Origin of the sequence: Salinimicrobium maris, assembly GCF_049680855.1 — a bacterium.
Classification (GTDB): domain Bacteria; phylum Bacteroidota; class Bacteroidia; order Flavobacteriales; family Flavobacteriaceae; genus Salinimicrobium.
The window spans coordinates 588948-614224 of sequence record NZ_JBMPGS010000001.1 but is presented as its reverse complement, the minus strand read 5'-3'; the positions used below and the strand labels follow the sequence as shown (position 1 = coordinate 614224).

Here is a 25277-nt window from a genome sequence, read left to right as displayed (position 1 = left end):
TCAAAAAGAGCATTCTGAGATCGGTTTTTATCCAAGAAATCACCTATTGCTTCTCTCTTCTTTAACCTTTTAAAATAAGAAAATCGTGCCTGGTTATTAACTAAAAATAGCACAAAAACATCTGTAAAATGTTATAATCAGTTAAAAATTCTCTCCAGCTCTTCATTTTTTTTGAACTTGAGACTTAATCAAATTTCATTCATATAAAAAGAATCACATTTACCCCTAACTTGGACCGTTTCAAATTTATGCAACCGCTAAAAACCTGTTTTTTAATAGTAGTTTTCCTTCTCTGCTGCCCCGCATTTTCCCAGGAGCAAGTTTCGCATACGTTCTACATTTCCGCAAATACCGGAGTTTCTAAAAAGAACAATTCCGAAGCAGTTTTAAAAGCCATAAGTGAAGCCTCCCAAAACGATACTGCTGCAAGCCTTATATTAGTCGGCAACAGCACCACTAAAGATGGTTTTCCTGCAGGTGAGGAAGCACGAGAAGCTGCAAAGGAATATCTTCGAAAAAACCTCCTGGAACAAATCAAAAACTTCAACGGAAAGACAATTTTTACTCCCGGAGTTTTTGAATGGAATAAAGCAGCGCCCCAAAGTATTGATGACCTGGAATCTTTTCTACAGGACAACAGCAATTCCTATTTTTGGCCAAATGACGGTTGCCCGCTCGAAAGTGAAGAGATCAATGATGAAATCGTTTTGATCACGGTAGATTCTCAATGGTTCCTGGAAAACTGGGACGATCACCCACAAATGAATGTAGAGTGCGAAATAAGGGACCGCGAAGAACTTTTTATTCAATTCAAAGACGATCTCAAAGACAACTTCGGAAAAACCAAAATCGTCGCCATTCACCATCCTGTTCTAAGCAACAGCAGCACAGGATTTGTAGATAAAATTGGCGGATTTACCCCGCAATCCTTTCAGCATACTCAATTAAAAAGTCTGCGGAAACGCCTTGAAACGCTCGCTAGCCTATATGACGACGTAATTTTTGTTTCGGGAAATCACCCCAATCTTCAGTTCTTAAACAATGACCGCAACGCACAGATCATTAGTGGCGCAGCTGCGGAAACTCTTGGCGCGAGAGCCAGTGGAGATGCTGAATTCGCATCGGACAAAGCAGGATTTGCAAAGCTGGAAGTTTTCAAAGACGGAAAATCAAAAGTGTCATTTTTTGAAGTGAATCCAAATGGAACCAGCCTGCTCTTCAGTAAAAGTATTGAACGCCAAAGACCACGACTGGAAGACATTTCCTTTGAGCCTGAAAAGATAGGCCCCACCAAATTATCTTCGATCTACACCCCTGAAGAAACAAATAAAAGTGGCCTGCATAAATGGATTTGGGGTAATAACTACCGCGATCTTTACAGCACTCAAATTGAAGCTCCTGTTCTTAATATTGATACAATTGCAGGGAACCTTCGCCCCCTTAAAGAAGGCGGAGGCCAGCAATCTCGTTCCCTTCGGTTTATTGGGGAAAACGATCATGAGTATACCATCAGGGCATTAAGAAAGAGCCCCATAAGGTTTCTGCAGGCGAACGTGGCAAAAGAGAATTATATTGGTGATTTCCTGGAGAACACTACCATAGAACGATCTCTTGCAGATTTTTATACCACGGCACATCCTTATGCTCCTTTTGCCATTTCACCCCTGTCAGACGAAATTGATCTTTATCATGTAAAACCACAGATCTACTATATCCAAAAACAGGAAAGCTTGGGGATACACAACCTCGATTATGGTGATGAACTGTACATGCTCGAACCGCACGTAGGTGATGAAAATAAAAATGTTGCGTCCTTCGGAAAACCAGATGATATTATTAGCACAAAAGACATGCTGCTTGAAATAAGAGAAGACAAGGATGCACGCGTTGACGAAAAGGCATATATAAAAGCGAGACTTTTTGATATGATGGTAGGCGATTGGGACCGTCACCAGGACCAGTGGCGCTGGTCTATGTTCGAACAGGAAAATGGGAACGAAGTATATTATCCCATTGCACGTGACCGTGACCAGGCTTTTTCAAAATATGACGGTGCACTTATCGCACTGGTAAAATTATCCATGCCCAACCTGCGAAAAATGCAGTCGTACAAGAAGAACATTAAAAACCTGAAAAGGTTTAACTGGAGCGGGTATCCTTTAGACCAGAGTTTTATTCGAACCGCAACCTGGGAAGACTGGAAAGGGCAGGTTGAATATTTACAACGAAATCTTACTGATGAAGTAATTGAATCTTCTTTTGCTGAACTGCCTGATGAAATTAAAGGTCAAAATATTGAAAACATTAAATCGACTTTAAAATACCGCCGGGATCACCTTTTGGAAACCGCAGAGGCATATTATGAATACCTCAACGAATTCGACGTAGTCATTGGAACCGATGAAGATGATGTTTTTGAGATCACACGAAGCGCTGCCGGTAAAACGAGCTTGCGAATTACGACCGAAGGAGAAGAAATCTTCAGCCGGCAATATGATGAAGATGAGACTGATGAGATCTGGCTTTATGGACTTTCAGGAGAAGACAAATTTATCACTTCCGGGGAAGGAGAAGACCTGGTAAAGATTAAAGTACTTGGTGGTCCGGGAGAGGATTTGTATGACTTCAGTAATCCGAAGAAAATTAAGCTCTACGATTACAAAAGCACCAAAAGTACGATCACCAATTCCCGAAGTAACAAACTTCTGGTAGATTCCTATGACATCAACCGTTTTGATTATGAAAAGAGAAAATACCAGGAAAATAAAATTTTGCCCTACGTAGATTTTGTTCCCGATGCAGGTTTTTCCATGGGGTTAAGAAACGTCTTCACCACTTATGGCATCAAGAGGAATCCCTTTACCACGCAGCATCGTGCGGGAGCCAATTATTATTTCTCTACCAATGGATACGAGCTTGATTATTCGGCGGAATTTGCGCATGTTTTCTACAACTGGAACTTTGGTATTGAAGGACGTTACACCAGTCCCAATTATTTTCTGAATTACTTTGGAACCGGAAATAATACGACCTATGACCGTGATGCGGTTGAAAAAGATTACAACCGGGTAAAACTTCAGCAGTGGCGGCTCGCACCTTCCCTTATTTGGCACAACAAAGCAGGAAGCAGTTTTTATCTTAAACCTATGATCGAAGCCAAAGAAGTTAGTTCCAATCAGGATGATTTTATTGAGCAGGTTTTCTCTTCTGAAAATGACATTTTTGACAACCAGCTTTACGCCGGGGCCGAGGTGAATTATAACTTTCTTAATAAGAACAATTCCTCCTACCCCAGCCTGGGAATGGAATTTGACGCCACCACCGGTTACAAGCGGAATATTGACGAACATCACAATAAATTCGGCTATGTGGAATCTTCTTTTTCATTTGACTACCCACTAATCCCCAGCGGATTTGCAGTAATAGCTTCAAAAATTGGCGGAGAGGCTATATTCGGTGATGACTATGAATTTTATCACGCAGCCACTATAGGCGGTAACGAAAATTTGCGCGGCTACCGTAACCATCGCTTTAACGGCAAGCAGGCTTTCTATCACAGCACCGATGTGCGTAGCGCATTTGCACTGGTGGAAAACGAATTCATCCCAATCATTCTTGGCGTGAGCGCAGGTTTTGATTATGGCCGGGTTTGGAGCGAATTAGATACTTCAAATCGCTGGCACCACAATTACGGCGGTTCCTTTTGGATCAATGCCATGTATGCAGTTACCGGCCAGGTAGGTCTTTATAATGGCGAAGACGGCACCCGACTTACATTCGCACTTAATTTTAAATACTAGCGCAAAATGCCATTTTGCGATGCTTAGTTGAGTGGGTTCTACAAACTGTGCCTACTTTATTATCTTTTCATTAACAGCGAAATTCATGAATAGTTGCTAGCTTCTTAGGCTCATAGAATCAGAAAATTAAGTAGGAAAAATGGGCAAATTAGACAACAAAACGGCATTGATCACGGGATCAGATTCCGGGATAGGACAGGCTGCGGCCATTGCATTCGCAAAAGAAGGCGCTAACATCGTCATTACTTATCATTCAGATAAAGAAGGTGCCGAAGAAACTCTACAACAGGTACAGCAGGCAGGACAAAAAGGATTGATAGTGCAACTTGATGTTTCAGAAGAAGAAAATGTGGAAAAAATGTTTGACCGGGCGGTGGAGGAATTCGGAACGGTGGACATTCTCGTGAACAATGCTGCCATAAACGGCCAGGGAATTCGTATTGAAGATCTTCCTACAGAAAAATGGGACAAGGCCATAAAAACCAATCTCTACGGATATTTTTTCTGCGTAAGAAGGTTTATAAATCTTCGGAAGGAAAAAGGCGGAAAAGGAAAGATCATCAACGTTTCTTCTGTGCATGAAGATATTGCGGCACCGGGAACAGGCGATTACTGTTCTACCAAAGGCGCCATAAGAATGTTAACACGCACCCTTGCTCTGGAACTTGCAGAATACCAGATCAACGTCAACAATATTGCGCCGGGAATGATCCTCACGCCATTCAACCAGGAAGCACAGGACGACAAAGAAGTGAGAAAGGAAAAAGCTTCTCATATCCCGTTAAAACGTGCGGGAACTCCCGAAGAAATAGGTTTACTGGCAGTGTTTCTTGCCTCGGCAGATTCAGATTATGTTACAGGTTCCACCTACGTCATGGACGGCGGATTAATGCAGAATGTGGGCCAGGGAGCCTAAAAAAATTTTCTATACATGGAATATGATGCTATCATTATTGGTACCGGCCAGGCAGGGCCGCCTTTAGCTATGAGCCTTGCTAAAAATGGTAAGAAAGTAGCCATTATTGAAAAATCTCATTTGGGAGGCACCTGTGTAAATACCGGTTGCACTCCTACAAAAGCCTATGTCGCCAGCGCCAGAAGGGCTTACGAACTGCAGCACAGCAGCGAACTGGGCGTGGATATCAAAGGTTCGGTAAAAGTTGACCTGAAAAAAATTAAGAAGAGAAAGGATGAACTGGTGAATAGCTCCAGGGAAAGCTGGGAAAAGAGCTTTTCTGAAGAAGAAAACGTTCAGCTTTTTCGAGGGAAAGCCAAGTTTCAGGATTCCAAAACAGTACAAGTAAATGAGGAAGTCATTTCCGGAAAAAGCATATATATCAATGTAGGCGCAAGTCCGTTCATCCCTGAAGTGTTTCAAAAAGTGCCATTTTTGACAAATGAGAGCATTTTGGAACTGGAAGAAATTCCGGAGCACCTCATGATCGTTGGCGGCGGTTATGTGGGGTTAGAATTTGCACAAATGTTCAGGCGTTTTGGCAGCAAAGTCAGCATCATTGAACGTGGTGACCGATTGATGAAACAGGAAGATCCTGACATTTCTAAAGCAATTGCAGAGATCCTTCAAAAAGAGGAAATTTCTATCTTATTTAATACAGATTGTACCGGGGCCAAAGAAGTGGACGACGGGATAGAACTTCAGCTAAATGAGGATCAAGTTCTTACAGGTTCACACTTACTGGTTGCTACCGGCCGAAAACCAAATACTAAAGATCTTGGCCTGGAGAAAACCGGTGTAGAAATAGACGAAAAAGGCTATATTAAGGTAAATGATGTTCTACAAACAAATGTTTCTCATATTTATGCTTTGGGTGATTGCAACGGCGAAGGAGCTTTCACTCACACTTCCTACAATGATTTTCAAATTGTGAATTCCCAGCTGTTTGGAGACAAAAAACTGAAGCTTTCCGGCCGCATTCCCTGTTATGCCGCATATATTGATCCGCCGCTGGCGCGGGTGGGGCTTAATGAAACTCAGATAAAAGAAAAAAGACTTAAGGCAAAAATGGCATTTCTGGAAATGAATAAGGTAGCCAGGGCCAAAGAAATGGGAGAAACCAACGGTCATTTGAAGATCTACATTGAAGAGAAAAATGAAAAGATCCTGGGAGCTTCCTTCCTGGGGGTGCGGGCAGATGAATTTATTCACCTCATTATAGACAGCATGTATGCCGGCGCAAAATATGAAGTGATTAGGGACGCCGTGCACATTCACCCAACGGTAAGCGAACTTATTCCCACCATGCTCCAGGAGCTGAAACCGATGGAATAATTCTTCTTAATTAAAACGTAAGAACTAACAAGAAGAGGCGTTTTCAAACGCCTCATTAAAATCCTATTTTTGGAACGCTACAGTTCCTGAAATCCGAATTTTTGTCCTCCAACAGAAACTTCTATCATAGCCCCGGCCTTGGGCATAGTAACGACGCCTATTCCGTCGCGAAACTGGATGCTTTCTGCTTTTCCTTTATCTAAAGCCACCGCCGAAACTTTCCCCGAGAGTTTAAAATTCCCTTCCTTGAACCTGTCAAGAGTTTCCTGGCTTTTAAAGAACAATGCCTGTATAAAAGCCTGTCCGCCAAGTTGCAAACCTACATCCAGTTGTTTAAGATCGGCCATTCCAATGAGTTTCCCGTTTTCGTAAACAGCGCCATTTCCAGAGGCTCCTCCTACTATATAGGCTCCTTTTCTTACATTCGGGAAAATTACATAACCGGTAGACTGATCTAAAAGCTGCTGTACCCCGGCATCTTTTTGCACCAGTGTTTGCAGCGCTCTTTCGGCATCATTAATAATTTCCTGTTGTTTTGAATTCTGTGAACTTACCGTAGTTGCGAGAAGCAATAGAATTATCGAAGTAAAAGCATATTTTTTCATTCTTTTATCTTTAAAGATTAAAATCCCCGGAAATAATTTCCGGGGATTAGCTTTCTAATTAATTAATCTAAAGGACGATAATTAAATTCCTGTCCTCCTACAGAAACACCAATCATAGCACCGGCTTTTGGAATAATAGCTACTCCAATTCCGTCACGAAACTGAAGGGCCTCTGTTGCTCCTTCATCCCAAATCACTGCAGAAGCGGCGCCTTCAAATTCGAAATTACCAGATTTAAATCTATTCAAGGCTTCCTGCGTTTGGAATACAATAAGTTCCCGAAAGGCTTTACCACCAATCTGGAAACCTATGTCTATCTGCCTGAGTTCAGAATAACCGGCTACCTGCCCGTTTTGATAAAGCACACCATTACCGGCGGCTCCCCCAAGAATGTAAGCTCCTTTACCCACATTTGGAAAAATAGCATATCCTTCGGCATTATCTAATATTTGTTCCAATTTCGGGTTATTCATTTTGAATACTTCTAAGGCATCTTTGGAATCACTTCTTATGACTTCTCTTTTTTGGTCATCCATTAATTGATCTTCATTTTGAGCCTCAAGGTTTCCTGCTATAAAGAATAACATAAAGCTCATCACACCTGCGTATAGCTTACTTGAAAGAAATTTCATATCATTTGCATTTTTTTAGTTAGTATCTTCAAATTAATAATTACAAAAAGCAAAACATGTTAATATCACGTTATTTCACTAAACCTTAAGCTTTTATGAAACAGCTGTACTTCGGAATATTTTTTCAAAAATGATGATTTCAGAAGCTATTCTGAAAAAGAAATTCAAGGCGAATTTTAAGAAGAAGTACCCTTAAGAAATTCGTCAAGCATTTGTGGATCAAGCGCCGGATTCGCCCCTTTTTTGGAGGCTACCAATGCACCCACAGCGCATGCATAATCCAGCGAATCCTGTTCCCTTTCACCTTTTAGTATTTTGGAAAGCAGTGCTGCAAGGAAAGAATCCCCGGCACCAACTGTGTCCTCCACAGTTATTTTAAACCCGCTATTATAGAAAAGTTTTCTATTTGAATAAAGAACTGCTCCATGGCTTCCTTTGGTGACACATATGGTTTTCGCCGCAGAATTTTTGGCGATATAAAGAAGATTCTGATCCAGGGAATGGTACGGAGAATTCATCATATGGGCAATTTCATAAAGTTCGTCGTCATTCAGTTTTATAAAATCGGCTTTCTGCAGCAATTTCAGTAGTAATTCTTTTGTGTAGTGAGGAGGGCGAAGGTTAAAATCAAGTACTTTATAGGACGCATTTTCCAGGAGCGAAAATAAGGTTTCCCGGCTCACTTCGTCTATGCAGGCGAGACTTCCAAAAATAAAAGCATCAGCATTCTGAACGATTTCAACCTGCTCATGCTGAAGCTTAATTTTATCCCAGGCGGCAGGAAATGCAATTTCATAAGTTGCACCACCACTTTTGGAAAGGCTTACATTTACCACTCCCGTGGGAAATTGATCGTGAATGTATACACAGGCCGTTCCCACCCGGTTTTCTTTTAAATAATCCAGTAATTGCCGGCCTTTTTCATCTTTTCCCACTTGGCTTATCAATTCAGTCTGAATTCCAAGACTGCTAAGCCGCGACGCCACATTTAAAGGTGCACCGCCAATTCTTTCTTTATCTGGGAAGACATCAAAAAGTACTTCCCCAAAACAAACTGCTTTTAACTGCTTTTCCATTCTTCTGATTAGATTCGGTTTAGAAACTGATTATAAAATGCCTTTTTCGATACTTATTTGCCGAAAACTTATGATTATGGTGAATTTCCTCCTTTGCGGGAAATATTTTCAGATAAGAACTCCAGCTCCTGCCCTTTTGTTTCAGGCATGTAAAATTTCACCCATAGCAACTGGAATACCATCATCAAAGTAAATATTCCGAAAACTACAGGAGCACCAATAGAATCAAATAAATATGGAATAAATGACGGTATAAGAGCCGCGAGAATCCAGTGAACCGAAGAACCAAAAGATTGTCCGTTTGCACGCAAGTGGTTCGGGAAGATTTCAGAAATAAATACCCAGATCACTGCACCCTGACCTACGGCATGAGCCGCGATAAAGACAAAAAAGAAAACAGGCACATAGAAGCCCGGCCAGTTAAGCTGAAAAGCCAGCGTGACTAGACCCAGCGAAAAAATATATCCTACAGAACCAATATACATGAGCTTCTTCCTTCCAGATTTATCGATCAAAGCTACTCCAATGAGGGTAAAGATAAGGTTGATGAGTCCAATCCCGATGCTGCTCAAAAAAGCCGAAGATTCTTCTAAACCTGACATTTCAAAAATACGCGGTGCATAATACAGAAATGCATTTATCCCCGAAAATTGATTGAAAAAAGCGATAAAAAAGGCAAGTAACAGCGGATATTTATATTTTGATTGGAAAATACTTTCACTACTATCCTCCTTTTCATGGTTTGCAACAATGATGGATAGTTCTCTTTCGGAGTCTCTTTCTGGATAGATCCGGGCTAATACTTCTTTGGCTTTGGAAAAGTTATTCCTGTAAATTACCAGCCATCTTGGGCTTTTTGGAACTGTTAGTACCAGCAAAGTATAAAGCAATGCAGGAAAAGCCTCTACACCAATCATCCACCGCCAAGCGGCTTCACCAATGTCTCGCAGGAAATAATTCGAGATGTAAGCCATTAATATTCCGAAGACAATGTTAAATTGATAAAGTGCTACCAGGCGTCCCCTTTTTGAGGCGGGTGAAATTTCAGAAACGTAAGAAGGTGCGGCAATGGTAGAAACTCCCACTCCTATTCCACCCAAAAACCGGAAGATCGCGAAAACAATTGGATCATTTGCTAACGCAGAACCTATGGCAGAAGTAACGTACAAAACACCTATCCAGAAAAGGGTATTTTTGCGTCCCAATTTATTGGTGGGAATAGAACCAAAAATTGCTCCCAGAACAGTTCCCCATAGCGCCATGGACATCACCACGAGCCCGTGAAAGAGATCACTTGTTCCCCATAAAAGCTGAAGCTGTTTGTCGGCTCCGGAAATTACTACCGTATCAAAGCCAAAAAGAAATCCGGCTAAAGCCACTACAATAGACCAGAAATATAATTTTGATGTGTTCATTGAAGTCAGAGTTTTACAGAAATCCGGAATTTGAAGCTTAATTCTTGAGAATGACTTCTTACTCCAATAGCCAATATCGTTAAAAATTATCAACCATACCGTAGCTACTACTGCTTTTCCTGCAGAAATTCTTTATTGAACAAAATGAATTAACCAACTAAAATTAACGCTTGAGGAAAAATGTTCTAAAAAAAAGCCACTTTTCACTCTTTTGGCATTGAAAAAAATATTTACATTTGCTTTTATTTAGATTTAGTCTTAATAAATAATAACCTCAAGAACATCAGCTTTAATTAAAATTAACATGATCCCCGCTACTCAAGCACCACTAAAGAAGAAAAAGCTGAAGAAAAAAAAGAAAGGTAGATCCTACTTCTATAAAGTTTCAGCCTGGCTCCACTTATGGCTGGGCCTTATTTCGGGAATTGTGGTGGTTTTGGTGAGCTTTACCGCAGCTATCCTCACTTTTGAACAGGAAATAAAATTATTGATAGAACCTTATCAAACCGTTGAATATACTGAAGGTGCCGAATTTCTTCCACCCTCTATACTCAGCGAAAAGGTAAAAGAGGAGTACGGATTTCCTTCAGTCTACGCTGTTTATTATCGCGGAGAGGGACGCAGTGCCATGGTTCCATATTATGCCGACAGTTCAAATTACCAGGAGGTTTACGTAAATCCCTATACCGGAGAAAGCCTTCACAACCGAAGATTAAATAGCGATTTTTGGCGCCTCATGATTATTGGCCATTACCAACTCTGGCTTCCAAGAAACATAGGAAAACCTATTGTTGCTTATGGCACACTCATGTTTGTCATAGCTTTACTCACAGGCCTTGTACTATGGTGGCCAAAGAGATGGAACAAGAATACGAAAGACGCAAGCTTTAAAATAAAATGGACCGCAAAGTTTAAAAGACTTAATTATGATCTTCATAATGTACTTGGATTTTATTCCCTTCTTGTGGCTCTAATTCTGGGTCTGACCGGAATGGTGTACGGGATGAAATGGTTTTCAGATGCTGCTTATTATGCAGCTTCGGGAGGTAAAGAACAAAATACTGAAATTACCGTATCTGATACCACCGCTGTAGGCAGCTTTGAAATGGCAGATGAAGATGTGCTTTTCCGGCAGGTGATGAATACGGGCATTGATCCTTCAGAAAACCAAATAACAATACAATATCCCCGCGGAAATGAAGGCACATGGAATGTCAATATCAATCCCAGTTTTCAAACAAGGTGGCAGGCCAGGAGCACCTTTTATGAACAAAAATCCTTAAAAGAACTTACGAAAGATCCCTCTTTTTCAGAAGCCAACGGTGGGGAACAATTGATGAAACTCAATTATGATCTTCACGTAGGGGCAATTGGAGGAATCTGGACAAAGATTATTGCCTTTCTGGTTTGTATTATTTCGGCCAGCCTTCCCATTACAGGTTTCATTGTGTGGTGGAAAAAGAACCCGAACAAAAGGATAGAAGGACTAAAATTTCCCAATTATAAATCATAAAACACCTAAAATTAATATTATGAAAAATATCAAAAATTCTTTCTTATTGCTCATGTTCCTGTTTTTATCGGCAGGAGCTGTAAACGCACATGCACTCTACATAGACACAAAGCCGCAAGGAGAAACTGGAAAAAATCATGAAGTTAAAATCTACTACAGTGAATTTGCAGAAGGTACGGTAGAAAAAGTAGCCGACTGGTACTCAAATGTGGCCGATTTTGATCTATGGCTCGTTCAACCCAATGGTAGCAGAACAAAATTACCTACTACAGCACATGAAGACCATTACAGCGCAAATTTCACTCCTGAAAAGAACGGAGCCTATCGCCTGGAAATCTCACATACTGCCGAAGACCCGGGTGATAAAACAGCTTATCAATTCAATGCATTCGCGCCGGTCTTAGTCGGGAAAAATGCTCTTGCATTGCCTGTAAATTCTGAAAGTCCGGAGTTGGTTTTAGCTGAAGAACTTTCGAATACTGATGCTTCAAAAAGGGTATTTAGAACCTACTTTAAAGGAGCGCTGAAAGAAGGAGTTACCGCCACTCTTTTTCTGCCATCAGGAGAAACAAAAGAGGTCAAGAGTAATTCCGAAGGTATTCTTGAAATAGAGCTGGATGAAAATGGCGTGTATTTTCTTGAGGCAACGACCTACCACGAAGATGAGTCGGGAAAAACAGGGAAAGCTTCATACAATTCGGTTTGGCGTTGTGCAACACAAAAAATAGAGAAGTCTTAGAAATGGCATTTTTGGCAGTAAATTGAAATCTCTTTCTATTTCAATAGATAAAGCCCTGGTAATGGTTCATTGCCGGGGCTCTTTTTATTCAGAAGGAAACTCAGGCTTCTTCAAAAGTCTCCTGTCTATTGCCAACTACAGCAGATGCTTCCTTCCTTTTTCTATTGGGATTAAACCGGAAATAGGTCAATGATTTCCAAAGCCATTCTACCGGCCCCTGCTTGTAGTGGGTTAACCACCATTTACTAAAATTCAACTGCAAAACCAGCACTCCAATAGCCAGCAATACATTTACTGCGGGCGATGTTCTATCAAATAAATTCAATCCGAATTCATAAAATAGTAGCAGACCAACAACTGTTTGCAGCAGGTAATTCGTAAGTGCCATTCTTCCCATTGCCGCCAGCGGTTTAAGAATTGAGTAAAAAAATGGCTTTCTAAAAAGTATTGTTATTAAGGTAATAAAGAATACGGTGAGACAGGCATTGTAAATGCTGAAAAGGAAATTTGCCAGCCATTTAAATTTTGGGATAATTTCAATTCTTGGGATTGTAACAATGTCATTTACAAGCATTATCAAACCGATTAAAAGCAGGAAAAGAGTCGCTTTTTCAGTGAATTTTTTCCACTTCAGCATTTTCGAAAAGTTCTTTTCTATGGAAGTGAATAAGTTAGCACGGCCGGCATACAAGCCAAGCAAAAAGTAACCGAAGGTCATCAAAAGTCTTCCGCTTTCCAATTGGTAGGAAAATTTATTGGGCCAGGACTGCCAATTATCTATTACTACACTCAAAAATCCGCCGTTTTGCACCAGATCGTAATATTTTGTTGCCGCTTCTTCCATAGGAAAATCTACAGCTGCCGTGATAGTTTCTGTCTTCAGAAGTTCATAAAGATGGGTGGGAAAATTAAGGATGAGCAACAAAGACAGAGTAAGAATTAACCTTAGAGGGAGACGCCGGAAAAACATTAAAACCGCTCCCAGCACAGCATAAATGGCGAGTATATCCCCACGCCAGATCACATGATGTACAATACCAATCATGAAAAGCAGCAACAAACGCCAGAGATATATCTTATTGAAGCTGGGTTTGACACTCCTGTTTCTGAAGTGAAGATGAAAACTTAGGCCGAAGAGGAAGGAAAAAACAGAAAAGAACTTTCCGAACACAAAGGCTCCAAAAATAGCCATGGCCAGGTTATCAATAGTGCTGTCATATTTAAAATAGACATTGGCCGGCAATGCAGCCCCTGTATACCAGATGATCATGTGAGCATACAGGATCCCTGCCAGGGCAAATCCCCGAAGAACATCTATGGTTTCAATTCTTCTTTCTGATTTTCTGAGATGCTTTAGGTTCATACAATGGTTATGCAGCTTCTCAAAATACGGAAGGAAATAAAAATACCGAAGACTTTCACACAAGTTTGGCAGGACTACCAAATATGCTGCATCTCAAAATCCTTCATGTTATAAAGAATAACCTTTAGGCTGTTCATGTAGGAATTTACTTTCGTTAATTTTTTAACTTTTATGAGTTATTTGTCACCAGCCCTTTAATATGGCAGATAATGTCTCTTACGAGTGATTTTCAGTTCGTTGAAAAACATAATTAAACACATAAACTTCAATAAAATATTTTTTTGTTATAGGAATAGTGTTAATTTCACCCCCAGTTTCTTAAAATGTGTTAATTTATAAAATCGAGCTCTTTAAATTGCCACATCTAAAAGCCTCAAAAAATTACTATATGAAGTAGAATTACTTATTCATTCCATCTTATGGCTTTAGCATTACTGAAGCCCAAAACCAGAATTTTTCACATCAGCAGTCTGGTGAGGAAGTCAATCCTTGCCTTTAAACCCATTATCCTAATCCAATTTATATAGGAAAGCCCATCGTACCGGGGAAATTAAGCTCAAAATCTTCTCTATCTTAATCAAATATTCATGAAACAAAAACTACTATTTTTAATTTTTCAAATTTTCTGTTTTACCTATGTGCTTTCGTCACATGCACAAACATTGCAAGCCGGAGATATAGCTTTTATAGGCTTTAATACGGATGCCCCGGATGGATTTTCATTTATAGCTTTAAAAGATCTTCCTGCAGGAGAAACCCTTTACTTCACAGAGGAAGGATGGGGCCAAGACCAATGGGGCAATGAAGTTGAACCACATCTTAAATGGGTTATCCCTTCAGGAATTACTGTTGGGACAGTAGTTTCGGTAGTAGAAACAAATACCTCCAATACCTTTACTGTTTCCGGCTCTTCTAATGGAGTAACACATTTATCGCCTAATGATAAAGCCTTTAGCCTTTTTGCAGGTGATCAGATATTAGCTTATCAAAGTACCAGTGGCCCCCGACCTAGCACACCCACTTTTATTGCTGCAGTAAATGGTGATTATAATTCTGAAAAATATGATGCTACCACTAAATGGAATAACTGGAATCCGACAAACGGAAGTGCCGAAAGCCTTCTTCCTCCAGGTCTTACCAATGGAGTGAATGCTGTTTCTCTTTTTCCTGCACCCGGTCCGGAAGTAGATAATGCAAAGTATAATGGACCTTTATCTGGAACTGCAGATGAAATCAGAACCTTAATAAACAATCCCTCCTCATGGATTTCGGATAATAATAATCCATATGATATTAGTCCTTCCTCATATGCAACTCCCAATATAACACCAGCTGCAACCAATACTCCTCCTTCCTTTAATAATGGAGCTTCCACCACATTAACTGTAAATGAAAATTCCGGCAGCACGGCAATTAACGACCTTTTAGCAGTTACAGATATTGACAGCGGCAATAATTTATCCTGGAGCGTTAGCAGCAGTCCTTCCCACGGAAACCTTAGCGGTTTTCCTGCCAGTGCAACGAGTAATGGTGGCTCTGTTACTCCTTCTAATTTGACCTATACTCCTACTTCCGGCTACAGCGGGAATGATAGTTTTACAATTAAAGTTGATGACGGAACAGATAGTGATGAGATTACAGTAAAGGTCTCTGTTAATCCAAAACAGGAGAGCATTACATCTGTCATAAAATGGACTGATGGTTCAAACGGGAACTCTGCAACAACCGGAGAAGATGGAATCCCTGCCGTTACTCTTGGAACTTTCAGGCTCGATGCAGGAGACACTGCTCCGTTTACTAATTATAACAATTTTGTTTACGAAAATAATCTTGAAAACACAGGACAAGATGCTACGGCGTCATTATCTGTAGTGTCGACTCATCAAAAAGGTGTAGGCTACTCTTTGGTAGAAATCTCAGGTGCAGAATTTAGTTTGGATTCATGGGTTTTTATTTCTCAAGCTGACAGGGATGCAGGTGGTAACTTCCGTATGCAAGGCTACCGGGATGGGGTAAAGGTTGTGGAATCGGATTTTCTAATTGGAGATATTGATCTCGCGGAAATTAGTACTATAAAACGTGGTATTGATTATACCGGTACTGAATGGCAAAATATTGATGAAGTGTATTTTATTCATTTAGGTACAAATGTTAATAAAGATAATGGAGATTCACGTTTTGCAATGGGCCATATAACCGTATCTTCTGCGGTCGGCACTCCGGCAACCAATACTCCCCCTATTGTTTCCACCACAGCCGCTTCAGGAATTACAGCTACCACAGCAACCCTTGGCGGTAATGTAACTGATAATGGTGGAGCCACTGTAACCGATCGAGGATTCGTATATGGAGTTAGCTCGCCCCCAACTATAGGCGATGGACGTGCCACCCGAGTACAGGATGGAAATGGCACCGGCACCTTTGAAGAAGCTATTACCAATCTTTCAGCAGAAACCACTTATTACGTACGGGCATATGCTATTAACAGTGAAGGCACGAGCTATGGTGCTGAGGAAGTTTTTAAGACAAACGCAGTGGCAGTTGATCCGCTTCAATTATTGTACTGGCCTAACGAAAATAAAGACAAAATAGAAGTAGCTTCATTGAATGGTGCGTCTCGTCAGGATGTTGTGACCATTGGAGCTTCAGGATCGATTATTGCCATAGACATAGATCAAGGCAATGAAAAAGCCTATTGGTTTGATCAGAACGCCTCAAAAATTTACAGATCTAATCTTGACGGAACTAACATTGAAGAATTTGTGTCGAATTCCGGTTATGCTACCTCTCTTTTTGTGGATCATGTGAATGAATATTTATATTGGCCCAATAATAATAGCTCTAAGATCGAGAGGATCAAGCTTGATGGGACTGGACGAGAAGATGTCATTAGTGCTACGGATCCAATTGGTATTAGCGTAGATGTTAGTGATTCAAAAGTTTACTGGTACGATCAAACTAATGGAAGTATATATAGAGGTAACCTGGACGGATCTGGCAGTGAGGAATTCATTTCCAATCCCGGGTATGCTACTACCCTATATATTGATCAAAAAAACAAATATCTGTACTGGCCGAATTACGAAAGTTCAAAAATTGAGCGTATCAAACTCGATAGAACCGGTAGAGCGGATGTGGTAAGCGCCAGCGATGCCATCGGTATCAGCATTGATGTAAATAATTCAAAGGTGTATTGGTACGATTCAGTAAAGGATAATATCAACAGAGCTAGCCTCGATGGAACCGGCAGTGAAGTGTTTATTTCCAATTCTGGTTATGCCACAACTCTTAGTATACCCTGGGAGATGCCGGAGAACAATATTCCACCCTCTTTTAATAATGGCGCTTCAACGGAATTAACTGTAAATGAAAATTCCGAAAACACGGCAATTAATGATCTTTTAGCCGTCACCAATAATGACAGCGGAGACAATTTAACCTGGAACGTTAGCAGCGGCCCAACCCATGGAAGTCTGGGTGGTTTCCCTGCCAGTGCAACAAGTAACGGCGGCTCTATCACACCTTCCGGTTTAACTTATAAACCGACAACAGGCTATAGCGGTGAAGATAGTTTTACCATAAAAGTTGATGATGGTACAAATAGTGACGAGATTACGGTAAATGTGGCTATCATGGCTGGTCCTGAAAGTAATTGTTTAATCAATTCCACAGAGGAAACTACAAGTTTCGATGTCAATAATTTGAATCTTAATGAAGGTTTTGGACATAGTTTTACATCTTGTGGAAATGGCATCTTGAAAACTTTAGAAATTTATGCTGCTGAGGCTTCAAATAATGTATCCATATCTATTTATTCAGGAGTTGGAAATTCAGGAAACCTTTTAGGCTCAAAAAGTTCAATTAATTTTTCCGCAGGAACTTCCTTTGAGGATAGGAACAAAATAGATTTCTCAGATCTAAATATAACATTACAGGAGGGCAATGTTTACTCTTGGGTGATTACAGCTGGAAAATTGAACACTCATTTTACATCACAAAATATCTATAACGGCGGAACCTTAACCTTGAATAATATTGAATACTCAACAAATGATTTATTATTTTCTGTAGAGATTGGCACGTCTATTCCCGATCCAGAAAAATCAGCAGCAATAATTACTGCGGATGCTACACAGACCTTTGCTTATGACGGAACAGTGAAAAATGTTTCAGCTAAACTGAATCATTCAGAAACAGCATTGACTTATGCTCCGGCACAAGGATTTACCAATGCAGGAACATATGAAATTACTGTGGCTTCCGAAGAAACCGACAATTATTTGTCAGCTTCTGAAAAAGTAATCCTGGTGATCAAAAAAGCAGAGATTGAAGGAGTTGCTTTTGAAGGTGATACTTTCACCTACAACGGTGAAACTCACAGCTTAGCCGTAAGCGGTCTTCCTGAAGGCGCTACAGTGATGTATGAAAACAATGATCAAATCAACGCGGGAACTTATAAGGTGTCTGCAACTGTTAGTCAGGAAAATTACAATGATAAAGTACTGACTGCAGATCTTGTTATCAAAAAAGCCGAAGCTGTGATCACTGCTAATGCTACTCAGACCTTTACTTATGACGGAACAGTGAAAAATGTTTCAGCTAAACTGAATCATTCAGAAACAGCATTGACTTATGCTCCGGCACAAGGATTTACCAATGCAGGAACATATGAAATTACTGTGGCTTCCGAAGAAACCGACAATTATTTGTCAGCTTCTGAAAAAGTAATCCTGGTGATCAAAAAAGCAGAGATTGAAGGAGTTGCTTTTGAAGGTGATACTTTCACCTACAACGGTGAAACTCACAGCTTAGCCGTAAGCGGTCTTCCTGAAGGCGCTACAGTGATGTATGAAAACAATGATCAAATCAACGCGGGAACTTATAAGGTGTCTGCAACTGTTAGTCAGGAAAATTACAATGATAAAGTACTGACTGCAGATCTTGTTATCAAAAAAGCCGAAGCTGTGATCACTGCTAATGCTACTCAGACCTTTACTTATGACGGAACAGTGAAAAATGTTTCAGCTAAACTGAATCATTCAGAAACAGCATTGACTTATGCTCCGGCACAAGGATTTACCAATGCAGGAACATATGAAATTACTGTGGCTTCCGAAGAAACCGACAATTATTTGTCAGCTTCTGAAAAAGTAAGCCTGGTGATCGAAAATGCAGAGATTGAAGGAGTTGTTTTTGAAGGGGATAGTTTTATTTATGACGGGACAGCGCACAGCATTTTTGTAGAAAATCTTCCTGAAGGTGCTACAGTGAAGTATGACAATAATGGGAAAACCAACGCGGGAATTTATAAAGTGACTGCAACGGTTAGCCAGGAAAACTATAATGATGAAGTGCTGACTGCAAATCTTGTCATTAAAAAAGCAGAAGCCGTAATCATTGCCGATGCTGTACAAACTTTCACTTATGATGGAACAGTGAAAAATGTTTCAGCGAGTCTGAACCATGAGGAAACTGAATTGACTTACACTCCGGCACAAGGATTTACCAATGCAGGAACATATTCCGTAACTGTTGCTTCAGCAGAAACCGACAATTACCTGTCTGCTTCTGAAAAAGTTAGCCTGGTGATCGAAAATGCAGAAATTGAAGGTCTAACTTTTAAAGGTGATACTTTCATTTATGATGGTGAAATTCACAACTTAGCAGTCACCGGTCTTCCTGAAGGTGCTACGGTGAAGTATGAAAACAACGACCAGATTAATGCAGGCACTTATAAAGTAACTGCCACGGTAAGCCAGGAAAATTATAATGATGAAGTACTGACTGCAAATCTTGTCATCAACAAAGCCGAAGCCGTAATCACTGCCGATGCTGTACAAACTTTCACTTATGATGGAACAGTTAAAAATGTTTCAGCGAGTCTGAACCATGAGGAAACCAAACTCACCTACGCTCCGGCACAAGGATTTACCAATGCAGGAAATTATCCGGTAACTATTTCTGCTGAAGAAACCGACAATTATTTGTCAGCTTCTGAAAAAGTAAGCCTAGTGATCGAAAAAGCCGAGATTGAAGGAGTAACTTTTAAAGGTGATACTTTCATTTACAATGGTGAAACCCACAGCTTAGCCGTAAGCGGTCTACCTGAAGGTGCTACAGTGAAGTACGAAAACAATGATCAGATCAACGCGGGAACTTATAAGGTGACTGCAACTGTTAGTCAAGAAAATTACAATGATAAGGTACTGACTGCAAACCTTGTGATCAACAAAGCTGAAGCTATAATTACTGCTGGAGCTGTACAAACCTTTACTTATGACGGAACGGTTAAAAATGTTTCAGTAAGCCTGAATCATTCAGAAACTGCTCTGACTTACACTCCGGCACAAGGGTTTACCAATGCAGGAATTTATGATGTAACTATTTCTGCCGAAGAAACCGATAATTACCTGTCTGCTTCTGAAGAAGTAAGCCTGGTGATCAAAAAAGCCGATATTGAAGGAGTTGTTTTTGAAGATGATAGTTTTGTTTATGACGGGACAGCGCACAGTATCTTCGTTGAAAATCTTCCTGAAGGCGCCAGCGTAAAATATGCCGATAATGGGCAAATTAACGCAGGCACTTATAAAGTAACTGCCACTGTTAGCCAGGAAAATTATAATGATGAAGTGCTGAGTGCAAATCTTGTGATCAACAAAGCCGAAGCCGTGATCACCGCGGAAGCTGTTCAGACCTTTACTTATGATGGAACAGTTAAAAATGTTTCAGCTAAGCTGAACCATGAGGAAATTGCTCTGACTTACGCTCCGGCACAAGGATTTACCAACGCAGGAACTTATGATGTAACTATTTCTGCCGAAGAAACCGACAATTACCTGTCCGCTTCTGAAGAAGTAAGCCTGGTGATCGAAAAAGCCGATATTGAAGGAGTTGTTTTTGAAGGTGATAGTTTTGTTTATGACGGAACAGCGCACAGTATTTTTGTAACCGGCCTTCCTGAAGGTGCTACAGTGAAGTATGGAAATAATGGGCAAATTAACGCTGGCACTTATAAAGTGACTGCTACTGTTAGTCAGGAAAATTATAATGATCAAGTACTGACTGCAGATCTTGTGATCAACAAAGCTGAAGCAATAATTACCGCTGAAGCTGTACAGACGTTCACTTATGACGGAACAGTAAAAAATGTTTCGGCTAAGCTGAACCATGCGGAAACCAAACTAACCTATGCTCCGGCACAAGGATTTACCAATGCAGGAACTTATGATGTAACTATTTCTGCTGAAGAAACCGACAATTATTTGTCTGCTTCCAAAGATGTTTCACTGGTGATTGAGAATGCCGAAATTGAAGGAGTAACTTTTAAAGATGATACTTTCATCTACAATGGTGAAACCCACAGCTTAGCCGTAAGCGGTCTACCTGAAGGTGCTACAGTGAAGTACGAAAACAATGATCAGATCAACGCGGGAACTTATAAGGTGACTGCAACTGTTAGTCAAGAAAATTACAATGATAAGGTACTGACTGCAAACCTTGTGATCAACAAAGCTGAAGCTATAATTACTGCTGGAGCTGTACAAACCTTTACTTATGACGGAACAGTGAAAAATGTTTCAGCAAGCCTGAATCATGAGGAAACTGCATTGACTTACACTCCGGCACAAGGGTTTACCAATGCAGGAACATATGAAGTAACTGTTTCTGCTGAAGAAACCGACAATTATCTGTCCGCTTCTGAAAAAGTAAGCCTGGTGATCGAAAATGCAGAAATTGAAGGAGTTGTTTTTGAAGGTAAAAGTTTTGTCTATGACGAGACAGCGCACAGTATTTATGTAACCGGTCTTCCTGAAGGCGCCAGCGTAAAATATGCCGATAATGGGCAAATTAACGCGGGAACTTATAAAGTGACCGCCACGGTTAGCCAGGAAAATTACAATGATGAAGCACTGACTGCAAATCTTGTCATCAACAAAGCCGAAGCTATAATCACTGCCGATGCTGTTCAGACCTTTACTTATGACGGAACGGTTAAAAATGTTTCAGCAAGCTTGAATCATTCAGAAACTGCTCTGACTTACACTCCGGCACAAGGATTTATCAACGCAGGAACATATGAAGTAACTGTTTCTGCTGAAGAAACTGACAATTATTTGTCAGCTTCTGAAAAAGTAAGCCTAGAAATCGAAAACGCCGAAATTGAAGGAGTTGTTTTTGAAGGTGAAAGTTTTGTTTATGACGGGACAGCGCACAGTATTTTCGTGGAAAATCTTCCTGAAGGCGCCAGTGTAAAATATGCCGATAATGAGCAAATTAACGCCGGCACTTATAAAGTAACCGCCACGGTAAGCCAGGAAAATTATAATGATGAAGTGCTCACTGCAGATCTTGTTATCAAAAAAGCTGTAGCAGTTATTACTGCAGAAGCTGTTCAGACGTTTACGTATGACGGAACAGTAAAAAATGTTTCAGCTAAGCTGAACCATGAAGAAACTGCATTGACTTACGCTTCGGAGCAAGGATATGTCAACTCAGGAACATATGATGTAACTATTTCTGCGGAAGAAACCGACAATTATCTCTCCGCTTCCGAAGAAGTAAGCCTGGTCATTGAAAATGCAGAAATTGAAGGAGTAACTCTTGAAAGTGAAGAGTTTACTTACAATGGTGATGTTCACAACTTAAACGTATCCGGTCTTCCCGAAGGCGCTACAGTGAAGTATGAGAATAACGACAAGACCAATGCAGGAACTTATAAAGTAACTGCAACAGTAAGTCAGGAGAACTTCAACGACCTTCAGTTGACTGCTGATCTGGTCATCAAAAAAGCAGATCAAAACATCATTTTTGACGCACTTGAAGATGTTGTCCTGCGAGATACAGATTACTTTATGTTGAATGCTACGGCTTCTTCAGGTTTACCGGTGTCCTACTCCTTTACGTATGACTCTGAAAATCCTGCCGCGACGGTTACCGAACGTGGATTTGTAAGACCATTGGAAGCCGGACAAATAACCATTACGGCAAATCAGGCTGGAAATGAGAATTACAAAGAAGCCACATCGGTTTCAAGAAGCCTCACAATTACAGGAAGCCACGCAAGACTGAAAAATGTGGTTATAAATGGCAGCACCTACTCCAATCCTTCAGAGGAGATCTACTATCTCATTAATTGCGGAAACAGTGAAAATGAAGTGAAAATCCAGTTAGAACCAATTACCGGTGCTTCGGTTGATGAAGAGGATGTGTTTGTTATTCCGACGCCTGCTCCGGGGATTTACACCAGAGATGTGACGGTAACTTCAGAAGATGGAAGCGATGCGAGATCCTACCGCATTAAAATTGAGAAAACCTTCAACTTTGAAGATGTTGTAATTCAGAAGTTCAACAATGTACTGCTGGTAAACAACAATCCTGAAACCAACGGCGGATATAAATTCGTAAAGTTTGACTGGTATAAAAATAACAGTTACGTAGGATCAGGGCAATATTTCTCTGAAGGACCAAATGCTGGTGATCGTCTAGATGCCAACAGCACATTCTATGTGGTCATGACCACAGAAGAAGGAGAAGTCTTGCAAACCTGCGCTACCTCAATAAAGATGAAAAGCACGTATGAGGTATTTCTAACTCCTAACCCTGTTGATGCAGGTGGTCAAATGGAATTGCATACAGATTTTCCTGAGGAAGAACTGGAAACTATGGAAATCTTCATACATACGTTAAACGGAGACCTGCTAGAACAAATGAAATCTAATAAGAAGGTTACCACCATTCAATTGTCTGGTAGAATGCAGGAGGGAGTTTACATTCTTACCTGTAAAACAGGTACACGAACAAAAACTTTAAAATTCATTGTAAAGTAAAAATGAACAAGCGCTACTTCACAGTAGCGCTTTAATTCAACGTAAAATATATGCAACCTATAAATACAACAAGAAAAAAAATAGCAGCCTTTAAGGTTCTAATGCTGGCAATTGTCGTAATAAGCGCCGGCAAAAGCTACGGCCAGTCAAGGAATGAGCTTTCATTTCATTTAAAAGGTCCTTTTTCAAGTCTTTCTTATGAGCATGAGCAGGATGAGCAAAACATGGGGAATGGCCTGGGTGCCGGAGTAAACTACAGCCGCTACCTGAATGAGAACTGGAGCCTTTCTACAGGAGCTGAAGTGCAATCCTTTCAGGGAAGTGCTAATTATAATTCCATTAATGATGCTTATCAGGCTACTGATATAGAAGGAGAGGAATTTGAATTTAGATACAGTTTGCAAAATTTTTCTGAAGAACAAGCTGCGTACTATCTAAATATTCCTTTAAAGATCCAGTATGAAACAACTGGTCAAATCCGCTTTTTTGCGGCAGGAGGAGCAAAGGTCGGATTTAACCTAAAATCTGAATACGAGTCTGAAGCGTCCTCTATAGTTACCAGTGGCTACTACCAGCAATATGATGCCGAACTGAGTGCGCCTGAATTTATGGGCTTCGGGGAATTTGAAGGTATTGACAACAGCAAAAAATCCCTGGATCTTAAAACCAGTTACATGATCAATCTGGAAACCGGAGTAAAATTCCTTCTGCAGGATGACCGCGCTTTTTACATGGGCTTGTTTGTGGATTATGGATTTAATGATTTAATGGAGAAAAATTCTCTTCAAAACCTTATTTCCTACAATACAGAAGATCCTACTTCCTTTCCATCTAATAGTGTTTTGAATTCTACCAATAAAACGGAGGGTAAGGAATACATTGACAAGGTGCAGAACATGGCAATGGGCTTAAAAATACGCTATGCGTTGGGGCTGTAGCCTTAGAATTTAAAGTCTTGTAATCTAAAGCCAGCTGAAAAATCAGCTGGCTTTTTCTTTGTATCGTATCAAAAACTAAAGTAGCCTCGCCAAGAATCGAACTTGGATCTAAAGTTTAGGAAACTTCTATTCTATCCATTGAACTACGAGGCCTTAAAACCGGATGCAAATTTAAAAAAACATTATTAAATGTTTGACGTGTATTTATAGAATCTGCGGCGTAAAAAAACAAACTGGTTGGAAATGGCATTTTCAGAAAATCCAAGAAATTTTATCTTTGCCAAAATTTGATCATGAAACGCTTCTATTTAATTCTCCTTATTGTTGCATCCTTTACTGTTCCAGCTTCGGCCCAGATCGATAAAGATGAAACAGGGGGCTGGTATATGTACTTCTGGAATACTAATTTTTCGAATGACAAATGGGGGCTTCAGGGGGACGTGCAATACCGAAACTGGGATTTATTAGGAGATCTAGAACAGTTACTCCTAAGAGGCGGACTCACATACAGCCCAGAAAATGCCAATATTAAATTTACCCTGGGATACGGCCACATTACTTCCGGGGCTTTTGGTGATAGTGATGATACAAGTAAAGAGCACCGGGTGTATCAGGAAGCGCTACTTCCACAAAAGCTAGGTTCAAGAATTTATTTAACCCATAGGTTTCGGTATGAACAACGTTGGGTAGAAAATCAGGATTTTCGAACCCGGTACCGCTATAACTTTTTTCTAAATATTCCTCTAAACCAGCAGGTTATATCCAAAAATGCCATTTATCTGGCATTTTATAACGAACTATTCATCAATGGAGAAAGAGCAATAGGAAACGGCAATAAAGTTGAATTTTTTGACCGAAACCGGTTCTATTCAGCTTTGGGATACTCCATTTCCAATCAATTAAGAATGCAGGCAGGCTATATGGAGCAAACTCTGGATACCCGATCTAAAGGACAAGTACAGCTTAGCCTTCATCATACTTTTTAATATTTTCTCATAACAGAAACAAAGGAAAATTCCTTCGGAAGCGACTCTTAAGTAAATAAAGACTATTTTTCAGAAGAGAATTTTGAAATGGTG

13 protein-coding genes and 1 tRNA gene are annotated in these 25277 nt (G+C 40.3%); 8 read left to right on the top strand and 6 right to left on the bottom strand.

What is annotated here, in order from left to right; translation table 11 throughout:
• Positions 1-248 precede the first annotated feature (248 nt).
• From ACOV1Q_RS02915 to ACOV1Q_RS02905, 3 genes are all read left to right on the top strand, one after another.
• On the top strand, positions 249-3800 hold the full coding sequence (locus ACOV1Q_RS02915) for a bifunctional metallophosphoesterase/BamA family protein (protein ID WP_424492940.1): 3552 nt from the start codon (positions 249-251) through the stop codon (positions 3798-3800).
• Positions 3801-3939: 139 nt separating this feature from the next.
• Entirely contained in the window at positions 3940-4716 is a 777-nt protein-coding gene (locus tag ACOV1Q_RS02910; RefSeq protein ID WP_424492939.1) for an SDR family NAD(P)-dependent oxidoreductase, read from the top strand.
• Between the two features lie 15 nt (positions 4717-4731).
• Positions 4732-6090 carry a mercuric reductase gene (locus tag ACOV1Q_RS02905; protein WP_424492938.1) on the top strand — a complete coding sequence of 453 codons (1359 nt, stop codon included), beginning with the start codon at positions 4732-4734 and terminating at the stop codon, positions 6088-6090.
• Between the two features lie 77 nt (positions 6091-6167).
• On the opposite strand, the gene ACOV1Q_RS02900 is transcribed toward ACOV1Q_RS02905, so the two are convergent.
• From ACOV1Q_RS02900 to ACOV1Q_RS02885, 4 genes are all read right to left on the bottom strand, one after another.
• Positions 6168-6695 (bottom strand): lipid-binding SYLF domain-containing protein, encoded by a 528-nt coding sequence (locus ACOV1Q_RS02900; protein WP_424492937.1) that lies wholly within the window; start codon positions 6693-6695, stop codon positions 6168-6170.
• Between the two features lie 62 nt (positions 6696-6757).
• Positions 6758-7327 carry a lipid-binding SYLF domain-containing protein gene (locus tag ACOV1Q_RS02895; RefSeq protein ID WP_424492936.1) on the bottom strand — a complete coding sequence of 190 codons (570 nt, stop codon included), beginning with the start codon at positions 7325-7327 and terminating at the stop codon, positions 6758-6760.
• Positions 7328-7503: 176 nt separating this feature from the next.
• Positions 7504-8403, bottom strand: a complete 900-nt coding sequence (locus ACOV1Q_RS02890) for a carbohydrate kinase family protein (RefSeq protein ID WP_424492935.1) — start codon at positions 8401-8403, stop codon at positions 7504-7506.
• A gap of 74 nt (positions 8404-8477) precedes the next feature.
• Positions 8478-9818 (bottom strand): sugar porter family MFS transporter, encoded by a 1341-nt coding sequence (locus ACOV1Q_RS02885; protein WP_424492934.1) that lies wholly within the window; start codon positions 9816-9818, stop codon positions 8478-8480.
• Between the two features lie 304 nt (positions 9819-10122).
• Between ACOV1Q_RS02885 and ACOV1Q_RS02880 the strand changes: the two genes are divergently transcribed.
• Entirely contained in the window at positions 10123-11331 is a 1209-nt protein-coding gene (locus ACOV1Q_RS02880; RefSeq protein ID WP_424492933.1) for a PepSY-associated TM helix domain-containing protein, read from the top strand.
• A gap of 19 nt (positions 11332-11350) precedes the next feature.
• Positions 11351-12070, top strand: a complete 720-nt coding sequence (locus ACOV1Q_RS02875) for a hypothetical protein (RefSeq protein ID WP_424492932.1) — start codon at positions 11351-11353, stop codon at positions 12068-12070.
• 100 nt (positions 12071-12170) lie between these two features.
• Here ACOV1Q_RS02875 and ACOV1Q_RS02870 read toward each other — a convergent pair whose 3' ends face one another.
• Positions 12171-13433, bottom strand: coding sequence for a DUF418 domain-containing protein (locus ACOV1Q_RS02870; protein ID WP_424492931.1), 1263 nt, complete (start codon positions 13431-13433; stop codon positions 12171-12173).
• 587 nt (positions 13434-14020) lie between these two features.
• Between ACOV1Q_RS02870 and ACOV1Q_RS02865 the strand changes: the two genes are divergently transcribed.
• Both ACOV1Q_RS02865 and ACOV1Q_RS02860 read left to right on the top strand, forming a co-directional pair.
• On the top strand, positions 14021-23260 hold the full coding sequence (locus tag ACOV1Q_RS02865; RefSeq protein ID WP_424492930.1) for an MBG domain-containing protein: 9240 nt from the start codon (positions 14021-14023) through the stop codon (positions 23258-23260).
• A gap of 50 nt (positions 23261-23310) precedes the next feature.
• Complete coding sequence (locus ACOV1Q_RS02860) at positions 23311-24198, top strand: outer membrane beta-barrel protein (protein ID WP_424492929.1); 888 nt, start codon at positions 23311-23313, stop codon at positions 24196-24198.
• An 81-nt stretch (positions 24199-24279) separates the two neighbouring features.
• Here ACOV1Q_RS02860 and ACOV1Q_RS02855 read toward each other — a convergent pair.
• Positions 24280-24351, bottom strand: a tRNA-Arg gene (locus ACOV1Q_RS02855).
• A gap of 140 nt (positions 24352-24491) precedes the next feature.
• On the opposite strand from ACOV1Q_RS02855, the gene ACOV1Q_RS02850 reads away from it, so the two are divergent.
• Complete coding sequence (locus tag ACOV1Q_RS02850; RefSeq protein WP_424492928.1) at positions 24492-25184, top strand: DUF2490 domain-containing protein; 693 nt, start codon at positions 24492-24494, stop codon at positions 25182-25184.
• Positions 25185-25277: the final 93 nt, after the last annotated feature.

Excerpts from the sequence above, each read along its gene's own strand:
- ACOV1Q_RS02915 (WP_424492940.1), top strand. The coding sequence starts at position 249 with ATGCAACCGCTAAAAACCTGTTTTTTAATAGTAGTTTTCCTTCTCTGC.
- ACOV1Q_RS02910 (WP_424492939.1), top strand. The coding sequence starts at position 3,940 with ATGGGCAAATTAGACAACAAAACGGCATTGATCACGGGATCAGATTCC.
- ACOV1Q_RS02905 (WP_424492938.1), top strand. The coding sequence starts at position 4,732 with ATGGAATATGATGCTATCATTATTGGTACCGGCCAGGCAGGGCCGCCT.
- ACOV1Q_RS02900 (WP_424492937.1), bottom strand. The coding sequence starts at position 6,695 with ATGAAAAAATATGCTTTTACTTCGATAATTCTATTGCTTCTCGCAACT.
- ACOV1Q_RS02895 (WP_424492936.1), bottom strand. The coding sequence starts at position 7,327 with ATGAAATTTCTTTCAAGTAAGCTATACGCAGGTGTGATGAGCTTTATG.
- ACOV1Q_RS02890 (WP_424492935.1), bottom strand. The coding sequence starts at position 8,403 with ATGGAAAAGCAGTTAAAAGCAGTTTGTTTTGGGGAAGTACTTTTTGAT.
- ACOV1Q_RS02885 (WP_424492934.1), bottom strand. The coding sequence starts at position 9,818 with ATGAACACATCAAAATTATATTTCTGGTCTATTGTAGTGGCTTTAGCC.
- ACOV1Q_RS02880 (WP_424492933.1), top strand. The coding sequence starts at position 10,123 with ATGATCCCCGCTACTCAAGCACCACTAAAGAAGAAAAAGCTGAAGAAA.
- ACOV1Q_RS02875 (WP_424492932.1), top strand. The coding sequence starts at position 11,351 with ATGAAAAATATCAAAAATTCTTTCTTATTGCTCATGTTCCTGTTTTTA.
- ACOV1Q_RS02870 (WP_424492931.1), bottom strand. The coding sequence starts at position 13,433 with ATGAACCTAAAGCATCTCAGAAAATCAGAAAGAAGAATTGAAACCATA.
- ACOV1Q_RS02865 (WP_424492930.1), top strand. The coding sequence starts at position 14,021 with ATGAAACAAAAACTACTATTTTTAATTTTTCAAATTTTCTGTTTTACC.
- ACOV1Q_RS02860 (WP_424492929.1), top strand. The coding sequence starts at position 23,311 with ATGCAACCTATAAATACAACAAGAAAAAAAATAGCAGCCTTTAAGGTT.
- ACOV1Q_RS02850 (WP_424492928.1), top strand. The coding sequence starts at position 24,492 with ATGAAACGCTTCTATTTAATTCTCCTTATTGTTGCATCCTTTACTGTT.